At 68.4% G+C, this 13,641-nt stretch carries 12 protein-coding genes; 11 read left to right on the top strand and 1 reads right to left on the bottom strand.

From position 1 onward, the window contains the following. The first annotated feature begins 6 nt into the window (after window positions 1-6). The 3 genes from J2W23_RS20010 to J2W23_RS20000 are packed head-to-tail and all read left to right on the top strand — an operon-like array spanning window position 7 to window position 3,342. The gene (locus tag J2W23_RS20010; protein ID WP_307649973.1) at window positions 7-2,097 is read left to right on the top strand and encodes a DUF802 domain-containing protein; all 2,091 of its coding nucleotides are present in this window, start codon (window positions 7-9) and stop codon (window positions 2,095-2,097) included. After that, window positions 2,097-2,744: an OmpA family protein gene (locus J2W23_RS20005; protein ID WP_307649972.1), complete on the top strand. Its 648-nt coding sequence runs from the start codon at window positions 2,097-2,099 to the stop codon at window positions 2,742-2,744. Before J2W23_RS20010 ends, J2W23_RS20005 begins: the two co-directional genes overlap by 1 nt. Window positions 2,745-2,769: 25 nt before the next feature. After that, window positions 2,770-3,342 carry a DUF2894 domain-containing protein gene (locus tag J2W23_RS20000; protein WP_307649971.1) on the top strand — a complete coding sequence of 191 codons (573 nt, stop codon included), beginning with the start codon at window positions 2,770-2,772 and terminating at the stop codon, window positions 3,340-3,342. Between the two features lie 84 nt (window positions 3,343-3,426). Here J2W23_RS20000 and J2W23_RS19995 read toward each other — a convergent pair whose 3' ends face one another. Then, a complete protein-coding gene (locus J2W23_RS19995) occupies window positions 3,427-5,292 on the bottom strand; it encodes a M48 family metallopeptidase (RefSeq protein WP_307649970.1) in 1,866 nt (621 codons plus the stop codon). Window positions 5,293-5,491: 199 nt separating this feature from the next. On the opposite strand from J2W23_RS19995, the gene J2W23_RS19990 reads away from it, so the two are divergent. The 8 genes from J2W23_RS19990 to J2W23_RS19955 all read left to right on the top strand — a co-directional run bounded on the left by J2W23_RS19990 (window position 5,492) and on the right by J2W23_RS19955 (window position 13,641). Beyond that, window positions 5,492-6,289, top strand: a complete 798-nt coding sequence (locus J2W23_RS19990) for an SDR family NAD(P)-dependent oxidoreductase (protein WP_176657484.1) — start codon at window positions 5,492-5,494, stop codon at window positions 6,287-6,289. Between the two features lie 13 nt (window positions 6,290-6,302). Continuing rightward, window positions 6,303-7,160: a CmcJ/NvfI family oxidoreductase gene (locus J2W23_RS19985; protein WP_307649969.1), complete on the top strand. Its 858-nt coding sequence runs from the start codon at window positions 6,303-6,305 to the stop codon at window positions 7,158-7,160. Window positions 7,161-7,292: 132 nt separating this feature from the next. Beyond that, window positions 7,293-8,507, top strand: coding sequence for a multidrug effflux MFS transporter (locus tag J2W23_RS19980; RefSeq protein ID WP_307649968.1), 1,215 nt, complete (start codon window positions 7,293-7,295; stop codon window positions 8,505-8,507). Window positions 8,508-8,599: 92 nt separating this feature from the next. Beyond that, window positions 8,600-9,955 carry an MFS transporter gene (locus J2W23_RS19975; protein WP_373423965.1) on the top strand — a complete coding sequence of 452 codons (1,356 nt, stop codon included), beginning with the start codon at window positions 8,600-8,602 and terminating at the stop codon, window positions 9,953-9,955. A gap of 20 nt (window positions 9,956-9,975) precedes the next feature. Then, complete coding sequence (locus J2W23_RS19970) at window positions 9,976-10,611, top strand: paraquat-inducible protein A (protein WP_176657480.1); 636 nt, start codon at window positions 9,976-9,978, stop codon at window positions 10,609-10,611. Continuing rightward, a complete protein-coding gene (locus tag J2W23_RS19965) occupies window positions 10,608-11,348 on the top strand; it encodes a paraquat-inducible protein A (protein WP_176657479.1) in 741 nt (246 codons plus the stop codon). Before J2W23_RS19970 ends, J2W23_RS19965 begins: the two co-directional genes overlap by 4 nt. Continuing rightward, entirely contained in the window at window positions 11,345-13,003 is a 1,659-nt protein-coding gene (locus tag J2W23_RS19960; protein ID WP_176657478.1) for a PqiB family protein, read from the top strand. Before J2W23_RS19965 ends, J2W23_RS19960 begins: the two co-directional genes overlap by 4 nt. Next, window positions 13,000-13,641, top strand: a complete 642-nt coding sequence (locus tag J2W23_RS19955; RefSeq protein ID WP_176657477.1) for a PqiC family protein — start codon at window positions 13,000-13,002, stop codon at window positions 13,639-13,641. Before J2W23_RS19960 ends, J2W23_RS19955 begins: the two co-directional genes overlap by 4 nt.

The following is a 13,641-nucleotide window of genomic DNA, read 5'->3' as shown; positions in this document are numbered from 1 at the left end:
AGTTTCATGACCCAACTTCTTCATCGCATCGTCTTCGTCGTCGGCCTGGCCGCGGTCTGCTGGGTGGGCATCGGGTACATCGGCTCGAACCCGTTGGCGCTGGCAATTACCGTGCTGATCGGTGCGTTCTATGTGGTCGGCGCGCTGGAGCTGCACCGCTTCGGGCAGGCGACGACAACGCTGGCCAGCGCCGTCGCAGACATGACCGCCCCCCCGGCCAGCCTGGGCGAGTGGCTCGACAGGCTGCATCCGTCGCTGCGCAACGCGGTGCGCCTGCGTATCGAGGGCGAGCGCGTCGGCTTGCCCGGCCCGAGCCTCACGCCGTACCTCGCGGGCCTGCTGGTGCTGTTGGGCATGCTGGGCACTTTCCTTGGCATGGTGGTCACGCTGAACGGCACGGGCACGGCGCTGGAGAGTGCATCGGACCTGCAGGCCATGCGCGCCTCGCTGGCCGCGCCGGTCAAGGGACTGGGCGTGGCCTTCGGCACCTCGCTCGCGGGCGTGGCCACGTCGGCGACGCTGGGCCTCCTGTCGGCCCTGAGCCGGCGCGACAGGATGCAGGCCGGGCAACTGCTCGACACGCGCATCGCCACCACCTTGCGCGTCTTCTCGCAGGCCCATCAACGCGAGGAGTCCTTCAAGCTGCTGCAGCGCCAGGGCGAGGCGATGCCCGCACTGGTCGACAGGCTGCAACTGATGATGGCGACGATGGAGCGCCAGAGCCAGGCCTTGAACGAGCGCCTGATTTCCAGCCAGGACAGCTTCCACGGCAAGGCCGAGGCCGTGTATGCGGGCCTGGCTTCTTCGGTCGGCCAATCGCTGAAAGAGGGCCTGGCCGAAAGCGCCCGAATCGCCGGCGCAACGATCCAGCCGGTGGTCGAAGCCACCATGGCCGGCATCGCGCGCGAGACGGCCGCGCTGCACGCCACGGTCGAGCAAGGCGTGCAGCGGCAACTGGATGGCCTCTCCACCCGCTTCGAGGCCAACACCACCACCGTGGCGGACATCTGGAAGACCGCGCTCGCCGGGCAGCAACGCGCGAGCGAGTCGCAAGCCAAGGACCTGCGCGCCACGCTCGACCAGTTCACCCAGACCTTCGAGCAACGCTCGGCTTCGCTGGTGGACGGCGTTTCCGCCCGCCTCGAAACCACGGTCGAGCGCGTGTCCGACAACTGGCGCAGCGCGCTCGCGCAGCACGAACGCGCGAGCGAAACCCTGTCCGGCGACACGCAACGCGCACTGACCGCGGCCGCAGCCACTTTCGAACAACACTCGGCTTCGCTGCTGAACACGGTGGGCCAGGCGCACACCGACCTGCAGGCCGAAATGGCATCGCGCGACCAGCAACGGCTGGCCTCATGGACCCAGGCGCTCGAAGCAGTGGCCGTGTCGCTGCGCGAGGAATGGCAGCAGGCAGGCGCGCGCAGTGAAGCCCAGCAGCAGGAAATCTGCAAGACGCTGGCGCAGACCGCCGGTGACATCTCGGCCCAGAGCGAAGCCCACGCGAAGAGCACCATCGCCGAAATCGGCCAGCTCATGCAGGCCGCCGCCGAGGCGCCTCGCGCCGCGGCCGAAGTGATTGCCGAGCTGCGCCAGAAGCTTGAAGGCAGCATGGCGCGCGACAACGCGATGCTCGACGAGCGCAGCCGCATCCTCGGAACGCTGGAAACGCTGCTCGACGCGGTGAACCACGCCTCCACCGAGCAGCGCAGCGCCATCGACGCGCTCGTGGCCACATCGGCGGACCTGCTGGACCGCGTCGGCGCTCGCTTCACCGACAAGGTCGACGCCGAAACCGGAAAGATGGCCGACGTGGTCGCGCAGATCACCGGCAGCGCCGTCGAAGTGGCGAGCCTGGGCGAGGCCTTCGGCTTCGCGGTGAAGCTCTTCACCGAATCGAACGACAAGATGAGCGCGCACCTGCAGCGCATCGAAGGTGCGCTCGGCAAGTCGATCGCGCGCAGCGACGAGCAACTGGCCTACTACGTGGCGCAGGCCCGCGAGGTCATCGACCTGAGCATCTCGTCGCAGAAGCAGATCGTCGAAGACCTGCAGCAACTCGCTGCGCAACGGGCCACGGCCGGCAGCGAAGCGTGATGACCGAGGACATCGACGCCGGCACCGAGGCCTCGGTTCCGGTATGGGCCGTCTTCGGCGACCTGATGTCGGGTTTGCTGGGCGCCTTCGTGCTGATCCTGGTCTGCGTGATCGGCATGCAGCTGGAGCTCGCGACCAAGCTCGAAGCCGAGGTCAAGCAGCGCAGGGTCGAGGCCGAGCGCCTGCAGACGCTCGAACAGGCGCTGGCCGGGCCGCTCGCGGCAGGCCGCGTGACGCTCAACAACGGGCGCATCGGCATCAGCGGCAGCGTGCTGTTCGCGTTGAACTCTGCCGAGCTGCAACCCGAAGGCCGGCAACTCCTCAAGAGCCTGGCCGCGCCGCTGACGGCCTACCTCCAGGCCCGCGACGAGATCCTGATGGTGAGCGGCTTCACCGACGACCGGCAGGTGCGCGGCGGCAACCGCCAGTTCGCGGACAACTGGGAGCTTTCGGCCCAGCGCGCCCTGACGGTGACCCGCACGCTGATCGAAGAGGGCATTCCGTCGTCCGCGATCTTTGCCGCGGCCTTCGGTGCCGAGCAGGCGGTGGCGTCGAATGCCGATGCCGATGGGCGGTCCAAGAACCGTCGCGTGGAGATGGCGCCCACGCCGAAGCGCACCGACGCGAAGACAAAGCCCCGTGAGTAACGACGAGGCAGGCGAAACCGGGGCAATGCTCGACGCATGGCGCGAGCGCGGGGCGCATCGCCTCGACCCGGTCCGCTTTCACTTCATCGAGACGCTGGCCAGGCGCGCAGCTGAGTACAGCGGCGAAGCCCGGCGCGTCCTGGACGAGCGGGTGGCCACGCTGCTTGCGGCCTATGGCGAGGATCTCGAGAAAGCGTCGGGCGCCGAAATCGCCGCAGCCGCAAGACAGCCTTCCCGCGGACCGCTCGCGGAACTGACGGCCCACTTTGCGCAACACGGATCGTCCGAGCGGATGGACCCGGCGACCAACGAGCTGAAAGTGCTCCCGTTCTTCCGGAGCACCTGGTCGAAGCTCAGCGCCGAACGGCGGCTGACGCAATCGCTGGCAAAGCTGCCGCAGAACGCCGGCCCGCTGAATTCGCACAACCTCGTGCATCAATCGCTCACGCTGATGCGAGAGCTGTCGCCCGAATACCTCAACCGGTTCGTGTCGTATGTCGATGCGCTGCTGTGGGTCGATCAGGCGAATGCGCCGGCCAGCAGCGATGCGCCGCGCGCCGAGGGCGGCAAGAAGGCTGCGCGCGGCAAGTCCGCCTGAGCTGCTGGATGCCGGTCGCGCTGCCGAACACGGCGGCGGCGAAGCCCGGGTCTTTCGACATCGCGGCCTCGGCAAAGCCGAGGCTCACGCGGTCGAGGCTGCTTCTTCTTTTTGCTGTGCCCTCATGACCTGGTGGCGTTGCCAGTAATGGCCGACGGCGCCCCTGAAGTTGTCTTTCTGTTTGCCGAGTCCCGACACCTTGACCTTGGTGGTGCGGGCGCCCAGCATGGCCTTGTCGTGGTGCGTGACGATCAGCGTGTCGCCGAAGCTGCCGTCCTTGTAGGTGAGGCCTTTCACCTCGTCCCACGCGATGGTCGATCCGCCGTCCGCGCTCGGATGAAGGCCGGCGTAGTCGACCACGATGCGCTCGTTGTTCTTCAGCGCGAATTCGAGCGGCGGAAAGTGCCGCAGCACCACGATGCGCTCTTCCTCCGTGGCGGGCTCGTAGCGGTAGGCGAGGGCCAGTTCGTGGTTCTGCACGAAGCGCTGCTCGTACTCGCTCCACAGGCGCTGCTCGATGGCGGGTGCCGTTTCGATCTCGTCGGCCCAAGTGGCCTCGGGCGCGGTCGCGACGATGGCACCGTACACGCTCTCGGGCACATGGTGGTTGACGTTGCGCATGCGTTCGAGCAGCGGCGGATGGCTGTCGTAGGGGTGGGGCACGTCGGCGGTCTTCATCGTCTCGATGAACGCCTCGGAGCTCGCGTAGGGCGGCAGCCCGTCGGCCACGAAGCGGGCGATGCCCAGCGCGCCGTCGTGCTGGCGGTTCTGCGCGAAGAGCTTCTGCTCGACGTCGTTGCGATAGCTCGCGTAGGCCGAGATCTTGATCAGCGACTGCACGATGGCGCTGGGTGCCGTGAGGCTCGCCGATACGCGGTCGGCCTTGTACTCGCGCTCGCGGCTGTCGCGCGCCAGGGCGAACTCGAAGATCATGCGATACAGGCGCAGCAGGTAGTGCGCCACGATGGTGAGGCCGCCGCTGCGCATCTTCCAGGTGTACTGGTCGAACTGCCGCAGCTTGGGGCCGAGCGCCGCACTGCTGCGGGTGTCGCCGCCGCCCAGGTGGGCCAGCTCGTGCGCCAGCACCGCATCGGCCTCGGACTGGTCGAGCACGCGCAAGAGCGGAATGCTCACGAAGAGCGTGCGGCCGTTCAGGGTCCGGCCGCCGACTTCGATGGGCGCTTCTGTGACGAAGAAGTTGGTGTCGATGCCCGCCACGATCTGGTCCGGCGGCGCTGTCTTCACGCGGCCCGCGAGCTGGCGGATGCGCTCCCAGAGGCGCGGCGCATCGGCTTCTGCGATGAGCTCGCCGTCGATCGCGTTGACCGAAGGCAGCTTCTTGAACAGCGTGTACACCGCATAGAACACGGCGGCTGCCGCGGCAACGCCCGCAATGATGATCAGCTTGACGTAGTAGCTGTGCCAGAAGAAGGCCGTGACCCAGAACGAGAGCCACACCAACATCGCACTCTGCAGCACGACCTCGACGGCGCTCGACACCGTCATGAGCCGCCAGCCTGCAACGAAGCTCGCATAGCGCAGGCCTCGATTCGCGAAGGCCAGCGCGCCCAGCACGAGAGCGGCTGCGAGCAGCGCAGCGCCGAGCACCAGCGTCCAGATCGCGGCGCGGTCGGCCCAGTGGAACTGCCACTGCATCGAGTAGGGGCTGCACACCTTGTCATGGAAGTTCTTGTCTTCCGGCGCGGTGGCGTCGCAGGCCTTGGAGAGCGGGTGGCTGCGGTAGAACGCGGTGGCCTCCGCCTTGTCGGCGGCATTGAGGCGGGCATCGGTGTTGATGCGCTTCTCGATCGACTGCAGGAACTCGGCGTCTTGCGAGCGCAGTGCGTATTCGGTGAAGACCAGCGTCGCCGCCGGGATGGCGAAGAGCGACACGAGGGTCAGAAGAAACACGCGAAGCAGATCGGCATGGATCGTGCGGGCGAAGGCCATGGATAACTCCTCCTGGAAAGCAATGCTGTGAGTTGTTGTGGAAGCGGTCCGGGAAGCCGATAGCGTAGCCGCCGATCGTGTCGCTGTGAAATTCGGAGAGACGTCAAGCGCGTGCGATCGCCGACCAGCCGGCAAATAAGGTTATCGCTTTTGCATCGTTCCACGCCGCGGAGCGCAGGTATAGCCTTCGGCCTCACCTATGCCTCCAGTCTCTTCACCGCCCCCTGTTTCTTCCTCCGCTTCTGGCCCATCGCCTGTGGCATGGATTGCCGGTGTCGGCGCCAGCGCCGGCCTGGGCGCCGCGCTCGCACGGCGCTTCGCGGCCGAGGGATTTCTCGTTGCACTGACCGGCCGCACCCAGGCCCAGCTTGCCGCGGTGGCTGCCGAAATCGAAGCCGCCGGCGGGCGCGCGCAGGTGTTCGCAGGCGATGTGGCCAGCGAGGCCGAGATCCACGGCATCGCGCAGCGCGTGAAGGCCCTGGGGCCGCTGTCGGTGGCGGTCTTCAATGCCTCGAGCGCGGTGCGCGCGCCGACGCTGGAGATCTCGGTCGACCAGTTCACGCAGGCCTGGCGCACCAGCGCGTTGGGCGGTTTCATCTTTGCGAAAGAGGCCTTGCAGGGCCTGTTGGTCAACGGCTTCGAAGCCACCGCGCCGAGGGCGCGCGGCAGCCTGCTGTTCACCGGCGCCACCGCGGCCCTGCGCGGCAAGCCGCCGTTCGCCGCCTTCGCAGCGGCCAAGGCCAGCCTGCGGTCGCTCAGCCAGAGCCTGGCGCGCGAATTCGGCCCGCAGGGCATTCACGTGGCCCACGTGGTGATCGATGGCGGCATCGACGGAGAGCGCCTGCGCAGCAATGCGCCGCAGCGCGTCGCGCAGGCGGGCGACGACGGCCTGCTGCAGCTGGATGCCATTGCCGAGAACTACTGGCAGCTGCATGTGCAGCACCGCAGCGCGTGGACGCAGGAACTCGACCTGCGCCCGTTCAAGGAACCCTTCTGAGGAGTCATGCCGCATGGGCACCGCATCGAATGACCACCTGGTGACCGCCAATCTCCCTTTCGTCGAAGGCGAGGTGAATTACCTGAAGGCGGGGCAGGGCAGGCCGGTGAGCTACACCTTCGAGCCGCCGCCGGGTGTGCCCTGGGTGACCGGCGAGCTGGAACCGCGCCGCGTGGCCATCCGCGATGGCCGCCCGCTCGTGGCGCTGCGCGAACTCTCGCTCGATCGCAGCGGCTTCACGCAGATCTCGCACCGCAGCGTGGTGGCCGACTTCTCACACGACGCGACCATCCGCGACATCTACTACCGCGAGGCCGAGGCGTTGCTGCGCGATGTGACGGGCGCCGAGAAGATCGTCGTCTTCGATCACACGCTGCGCGACAGCGCACAGGGCTCGCGCCGCACGGCCGAGTTGCGTGAGCCGGTGCGCCGGGTGCACAACGACCAGACCTTCGTCTCCGCGCCGCGCCGCGTGCGCGACCACCTGCCGCCCGAAGAGGCAGAGGAACGCCTGAAGCACCGTTTCGCCATCATCAACCTGTGGCGCCCGCTGGCCACGGTGGAGCGCCTGCCGCTCGCGCTGTGCGATGCGCGCTCCATCGCGTTCGAGGACATGGTGCCCAGCGACCTGGTCTACCCCGACAAGGTGGGCGAGACCTACTCCTTCACCTGGAACCCCAGGCACCAGTGGTACTGGTTCCCGAGGCTTCGGCCCGACGAGGCGCTGCTCCTGAAGATCTACGACTCGCGCGAGGACGGCACCGCGCGCTTCACCGCGCACACCGCGTTCGAAGACCCGACCGGCGCGCCCGAGGCGCCTGCGCGACGCAGCATCGAACTGCGGGCGCTGGCGTTCTGGCCGGCTGCCTGAATACCAAGTTCGTATGCCGTGCGAGCCGCGGCCTGCCAGCCGATTCTTTGTACTGAATTAGCGCCGGCGCGCGGCCGCGGGTGCCCGACCCCACGCCTGCGCCGATTGCCTCGCTTGGCGACAATCGAGCCAATGCGTTCTTCCCCTTTCTTCAAGATGGCCCTCTTGCTGGGCCTGCTCTCGGCCATCGGGCCCTTCGCCATCGACATGTACCTGCCCGCGCTGCCCGCCATCGGGCAGAGCCTGCGCGCCGACATCGGCGCGGTGCAGATGAGCCTGACGGCGTTCTTCCTTTCGCTCGGCGCGGGTCAACTGCTCTATGGGCCGATCTCCGACATGGTGGGGCGGAAGCCGCCGCTGTACGCCGGGCTGGTGCTCTTTGCCCTGGCCAGCGTGGGCTGCGCATTGGCCACCGACATCCAGACGCTGATCGCGCTTCGCTTCGTCCAGGGCCTGGGCGCCGCGGCCGGCATGGCGATTCCGCGCGCCGTGGTGCGCGACCTGCACACCGGCACCGACGCGGCGCGGCTGATGTCGCTCCTGATGCTGGTGTTCAGCGTGTCGCCGATCCTCGCGCCGCTCGCGGGCAGCGCGGTCATCGCCGTGGCGGGCTGGCGCGGCGTGTTCTGGGCCGTGACCATCGCCGCGGTGGCGGGCCTCGCGATGATGGTCAAGCTGCTCGATGAAACCCGGCCCGCCTCCGAGCGCGTCGAAAGCAGCCTGGGCAGCGCGCTCTCGGCCTACTGGCTGCTGCTGCGCGACTGGCACTACCTCGGGCTGGTGTTCATCGGCAGCTTCGCGATGGCGGGCTTCTTCACCTACCTGGCCAATTCGTCGTTCGTGATGATCGACCACTACGGCCTCTCGCCCGCGCTCTACAGCGTGGCCTTCGGCGTGAACGCGGCTGCTTTCATCGGCGCCTCGCAGTTCACCGGCTCGCTCGGCGAGCGCTACGGGCTGGTCAACCTCGTGAAGTTCGGCGTGGTGTGCTGCGGCGCGGCCATGGTCGCGATGTTTGCCTACTTCGCGATGGGCGGCGACAGCATCTGGGTGCTCATCGTCCTGTACTTCATCGCTTCGGGCTTCATGGGCCTGGTGATTCCGACCACCGGCGTGCTGGCGCTCGAAATGCACGGCGCCATCGCCGGCACCGCCTCGGCGCTGCTCGGCACGCTGCAGATGCTGACGGGCGCGCTCGCGATGGCGCTGGTGGGCCTCTTCACCGATGGCCGGCCGCTGCCGATGGTGGCCGGCATGGCCACAGGCGCCTTGATCGCGCTGGTGCTGACCTGGCTCACGCTGGGCGGCGTGCGCTCCGAACCCACACGAAGGACGCAGGAAGCGTGAGCTCGGTACATCCAGGCGCCGCAATCGCGAGCGCCGAAGAAAACACCCTCAAGCCCATCGACGGCCTGGCCTCGCCGGCGCGCGGCTGGGCCATGCTGGTCATCATCCTCGGGCTGATCGTGGCGGTGCTCGACGGCACCATCGTCAACCTGGCGCTGCCGGGCATCGCGCGCGAACTGCAGGCCAGCCCGTCGCAGGCGATCTGGGTGGTCAATGCCTACCAGATCGCCACGCTGGTCATGCTGCTGCCGCTGGCCTCGCTCGGCGACCTCGTGGGCTACCGGCGCGTGTACCTGGTGGGCATGGCGGTGTTCGCGCTGTCGTCGCTGGCGGCCACCTTCGCCAATTCGCTCGGCACGCTGATCGCCGCGCGCGCGTTCCAGGGGCTGGGCGCGGCGGGGATCATGAGCGTCAACGCGGCGCTGGTGCGGCTCACGTACCCGTCGTCGCAGCTGGGCAAGGGCATGGCGATCAACTCGCTGGTGGTCGCCACCTCGTCGGTGGCCGGGCCTTCGGTGGCGGCGGCGATTCTCTCGGTGGCGTCGTGGCCGTGGCTCTTCGCCATCAACGTGCCGCTGGGCATCGTCACCTTCGCGCTGGGCATGAAGGCGCTGCCGTTCAACCGAGTGGCACCGGCGGCGGGACTGCGGTTCTCGCCCGTCGACGTGACGCTCAACGTGCTGATGTTCTCGCTGGTGTTCCTGGGCGTTGACCGGCTGGGCGTGCGCGAAGGCGGCGTGGACAGCGGCGGCAGCCACTGGTCGGCCTGGGCGATCCTGCTGGCCGGGCTGGCGGTGGGCTTTGTCTACCTGCGGCGCCAGCGCACGCAGGCCGTGCCGCTTTTCCCCATCGACCTGCTGCGCATTCCGGTGTTCGCGCTGTCCATGGGCACCTCGGTGGCCGCGTTCTGCGCGCAGATGCTGGCCTACATCGCGCTGCCGTTCCTGCTGCTGGACGTGTACGGCCGCAGCCACATCGAGGCGGGTTTGCTCATCACCGCGTGGCCGCTGGCCATCGTGGTGATGGCACCCATTGCAGGGAAACTGATCGGCAAGTATCCGGACGGGCTGCTCGGCGGCATCGGCCTGGGCCTGCTGGCCACGGGCCTCGCGCTCCTGGCCGCGCTGCCGGCGCACCCGGGCAATGCCGACATCGCCTGGCGCATGGCGCTGTGCGGGCTGGGCTTCGGGCTCTTCCAGTCGCCCAACAACCACACCATCGTCAGTTCGCCACCTGCGCACCGAAGCGGTGCGGCCAGCGGCATGCTGGGCACGGCCCGGCTCACGGGCCAGACCCTCGGCGCCGTGGTGCTGGCGGGGGTCTTCAGCGTCTGGAGCCCGCACGGCGGGCACGGGCCGGTGGTGGCGCTGGTGCTGGCCGCCTGCTGTGCGGCGGTGGCGGCGGTTTTCAGCAGCCTGCGGTTGAAGACGACAAATCCGCAGCACTGAATAGGGTAGGGTACGGCCCCATGAAGGAAGTACCTGACACCGTGGTCTGCCCGGGCTGCGACGCGGTTTACACCCGCGCCCCCCTCAAGCCGCGCGACGTGGCCCGCTGCCCGCGCTGCGGCACCGAGCTGGACAGGCACCCCGGCTCGCAGCAGCAGCGCATCCTGCCGCTGACGGTGGCGAGCCTGATCATGTTCGCCATCGCCAACCTGTTTCCCATCGTCGAGATCGAGCTGCGCGGCCTGCGCAGCCAGACCACGCTGGCCGGCGCGGTGGTGGTGCTGGCGGGCGAGGGCATGTCGGTGGTGGCGCTGCTGGTGCTGGCCACGACCATTCTTTTTCCGCTGCTGCAGCTGTGCATCCTCGCCTACCTGCTGATTCCGCTGCGCCGCGAGCACCGGCCGCTGGGCTTCGCGATGCTGGTGCGCATGATGCAGTCGCTGCGCCCCTGGGGAATGATCGAGGTGTTCCTGCTCGGCGTGCTGGTGGCCATCGTCAAGCTTTCCAGCATGGCCACCGTGGTGCCGGGGGCGGCGCTGTGGGCCTTCATGGCGCTCACGGTCACGCTGACGGCGGTGCTGTCGTTCAACCCGGGCGCCTTCTGGGAGATGACCTTCCGCGCCGCGGGCGACGAAGAGAAGAAGGCTTCCGCATGAAGCGCTTTGCCTTCCCCCTTCGTCTTGGCAGGTCGCGCGGAGCCGAGCCGGCCGTCGAAGAGGTCCCGCACGACCCCGACGCCCCGGTCGTTACCGCCGCATCGCTCGGGCTCATGGCCTGCCCGCATTGCGCAGCCGTGTGGCAAGGCGCCGAGGAGGGCGACGCCTGCGGCCGCTGCGGCACGCACCTGCACACGCGCAAGCCGCAGAGCCTCACGCGCACCTGGGCCTTCCTGATCGCCGCCTGCATCATGTACATCCCGGCGAACCTGCTGCCGGTGATGATCACGCGCACGCTGTTCGGCGCGCAGTACGACACCATCCTGAGCGGGGTGATCTATTTCTGGGTGTCCGGCGCCTACGGGCTGGCCGCCATCGTCTTCATCGCGAGTTTCCTGGTGCCCCTCTTCAAGCTGGCGGTGCTCTTCTTGCTTGTGGTGATGGCCCAGCGCGCGAGCACCTGGCGGCAGCACGAGCGGGCCAAGCTCTATCACATCATCGAGATCATCGGCCGCTGGTCGATGCTCGATGTGTTCGTGGTGTCGCTGCTGACCGGGCTGGTGCAGATCCAGGGCTTCGCGGTCATCACCGCGGGCGTGGGCATCGCGGCCTTCGGCTCGGTGGTGGTGCTGACCATGCTGGCCTCGCTGAGCTTCGATCCGAAGCTCACCTGGGACAGCAAGGAAGCGCAGGCGGTGCAAGAGAGTTTCGAGAACAGGGAAGAACAAACAGCATGAGTGAAGAAGACCCGCAACCCCAAGACAGGCCGGCGCCGTCCGCGCCACCCTTGCCCAAACCCCAGGTCAAGCGCCGCCGCGAGTGGCTGCCTTCGCTGATCTGGCTGATTCCCATCGTGGCCGCGCTGGTCGGCGTGACGCTGGTGGCGCGCATCCTGCTGGAGCGCGGCCCCGAGATCGTGCTCACCTTCAAGACCGCCGAGGGCCTGGAGGCCGGCAAGACCGTCGTGAAATACAAGGACGTGCAGATCGGCCTCGTGCAGAGCCTGCGCCTCGCGCGCGACCGCTCGCACGTGCGCGTGCTGGTGCAGCTCAACAAGGATGCCGAGAGCTTCACTTCCGACGATTCGCGCTTCTGGGTCGTGCGGCCGCGCCTGGATACCTCCGGCATCTCGGGCCTGGGCACCTTGCTCTCGGGCGCCTACATCGGCGCCGATGCGGGCGTGTCGAAGGAAACCGCGGGCGAATTCAAGGGCCTGGAAGCGCCGCCCATCGTCACGCGCGACGACTCGGGCCAGCAGTTCCTGCTGCGCGCCACCGACATCGGTTCGCTCGACGTGGGCTCGCCCGTGTACTTCCGCCGCATCAAGGTCGGCCAGGTGGCCGCGTACGAGCTCGACGGCGATGGCCGCGGGGTCACGCTGCGGGTGTTCGTCAACGCGCCTTACGACAAGTTCGTGGGCGTCAACACCCGCTTCTGGCAGGCAAGCGGCATCGATGCGCAGCTGAGCGCCAGCGGCTTCACGCTGCGCACCCAGTCGCTCGCGACCATCCTGCTCGGCGGCATCGCCTTCCAGGCGCCCGACGACGCGATGGGCCCGCTGGCCAAGGAGAACACCGCCTTCATGCTGGCGCAGGACGAAACCGCCGCGATGAAGGAGCCCGACGGCCCCTCGCAGACGCTGCTGATGTACTTCAACCAGTCGCTGCGCGGCCTCGTGCCCGGCGCGCCGGTCGATTTCCGCGGCGTGGTGATCGGCGAGGTCAAGTCGATCGGCGTGGAGTTCGACCGCGCCGAGCGCGAGTTCCGCATGCCGGTGCTGGTGCAGATCTACCCCGACCGCCTGCGCCGCCGCGAAACCGGGCAGCCGCAGCCGGGCACCGAGTCGCGCGCCACGCAGCAGGAGCGCCTGCGCTTCCTGGCCGAGAAGGGCCTGCGCGCGCAACTGCGCAACGGCAACCTGCTGACCGGCTCGGTGTACGTGGCGCTCGACTTCTTCCCGAAGGCGCCGCCCGCCAAGATCGACCTCACCAAGAGCCCGATCGAGCTGCCCACCGTGGCCAACAGCCTCGACGAGATCCAGTCGCAGGTGCAGGAAATCGCAAGCAAGCTCAACAAGGTGCCCTACGAGCAGATCGCACAGGACCTGCGCACCACGCTCGCCACGCTCAACAAGACGCTCACCAGCGCCGAGCAGACCGTGACCCGCATCAACAACGACGTGACGCCCGAGCTGGCCGCCGCCATGAAGGATGTGCGCAAGACCGTGAACACGGCCGAGCGCACCCTGGCCGACGATTCGCCGCTGCAACAGGACATGCGCCAGACGCTGCAGGAACTGACCCGCGCCGCGGGTTCGGTGCGCGTGCTGACCGACTACCTGGAGCGCCATCCCGAGTCGCTGCTGCGCGGCAAACCGGACGACAAGAAATGATGATGAAGAACTTCGCACCCGAAAAGCCCGCGCTGATCGTCGCAGCCGCGCTGCTGGCACTGGCCGGCTGCGCGAGCAAGCCCGACAACTACTACACGCTCGCCAGCCCGGTCGCGGCCGCCGATGCGGCGCCTTCGACATTGGGCAGCTCCGCGCCGCTCTACATCGAGCTCGCACCGGTGGCGGTGCCCGAGCGCTTCGCACGCCCGCAGATGGTGGTGCGCCAGCCGGGCGGCAGCGTGCAGGTCGAGGTGCTCGAGCAGCACCGCTGGGCCTCGTCGTTCGAGAACGAGCTGCGCGATGCGCTGTCCAGCAACATCTCCGCACGGCTGGGCGCGCTCGACGTGACCAAGGGCGGACGCCAGACCTCGCAGCCGGTCTGGCGTGTCGCGGTGCAGTTGCGGCAGTTCGATGCGGTCGACGGCGGGCGCGTCGATGCGAGCTTCAGCTGGACGCTGCGGCGCTCCGACGAGGCGCGCACGGTGGTCTGCCAGCTCAACGTCGGCGAAGCGGTCGGCGGCGGCATGGACGCCGTGGCGCAAGGTGCCCAGCGCGTGACGGCGGCCACGGCTGCAGCCATCGCGCGCAGCGTGAGCGCCGCGCGTGCGAACCCGGCCGCCACGGCATGCGCGCTCTGA

The sequence above is a fragment of the Variovorax boronicumulans genome, assembly GCF_030812215.1.
In the GTDB taxonomy this organism is placed as follows: Bacteria; Pseudomonadota; Gammaproteobacteria; order Burkholderiales; family Burkholderiaceae_C; genus Variovorax; species Variovorax boronicumulans_C.
Note: the sequence above shows the minus strand (reverse complement) of the source record. Positions and strands in the feature narration are given on the sequence as shown.

Coding starts and splice junctions, on each gene's coding strand:
- J2W23_RS20010 (WP_307649973.1), top strand. CDS start 7: ATGACCCAACTTCTTCATCGCATCGTCTTCGTCGTCGGCCTGGCCGCG.
- J2W23_RS20005 (WP_307649972.1), top strand. CDS start 2,097: ATGACCGAGGACATCGACGCCGGCACCGAGGCCTCGGTTCCGGTATGG.
- J2W23_RS20000 (WP_307649971.1), top strand. CDS start 2,770: ATGCTCGACGCATGGCGCGAGCGCGGGGCGCATCGCCTCGACCCGGTC.
- J2W23_RS19995 (WP_307649970.1), bottom strand. CDS start 5,292: ATGGCCTTCGCCCGCACGATCCATGCCGATCTGCTTCGCGTGTTTCTT.
- J2W23_RS19990 (WP_176657484.1), top strand. CDS start 5,492: ATGCCTCCAGTCTCTTCACCGCCCCCTGTTTCTTCCTCCGCTTCTGGC.
- J2W23_RS19985 (WP_307649969.1), top strand. CDS start 6,303: ATGGGCACCGCATCGAATGACCACCTGGTGACCGCCAATCTCCCTTTC.
- J2W23_RS19980 (WP_307649968.1), top strand. CDS start 7,293: ATGCGTTCTTCCCCTTTCTTCAAGATGGCCCTCTTGCTGGGCCTGCTC.
- J2W23_RS19975 (WP_373423965.1), top strand. CDS start 8,600: ATGCTGGTCATCATCCTCGGGCTGATCGTGGCGGTGCTCGACGGCACC.
- J2W23_RS19970 (WP_176657480.1), top strand. CDS start 9,976: ATGAAGGAAGTACCTGACACCGTGGTCTGCCCGGGCTGCGACGCGGTT.
- J2W23_RS19965 (WP_176657479.1), top strand. CDS start 10,608: ATGAAGCGCTTTGCCTTCCCCCTTCGTCTTGGCAGGTCGCGCGGAGCC.
- J2W23_RS19960 (WP_176657478.1), top strand. CDS start 11,345: ATGAGTGAAGAAGACCCGCAACCCCAAGACAGGCCGGCGCCGTCCGCG.
- J2W23_RS19955 (WP_176657477.1), top strand. CDS start 13,000: ATGATGATGAAGAACTTCGCACCCGAAAAGCCCGCGCTGATCGTCGCA.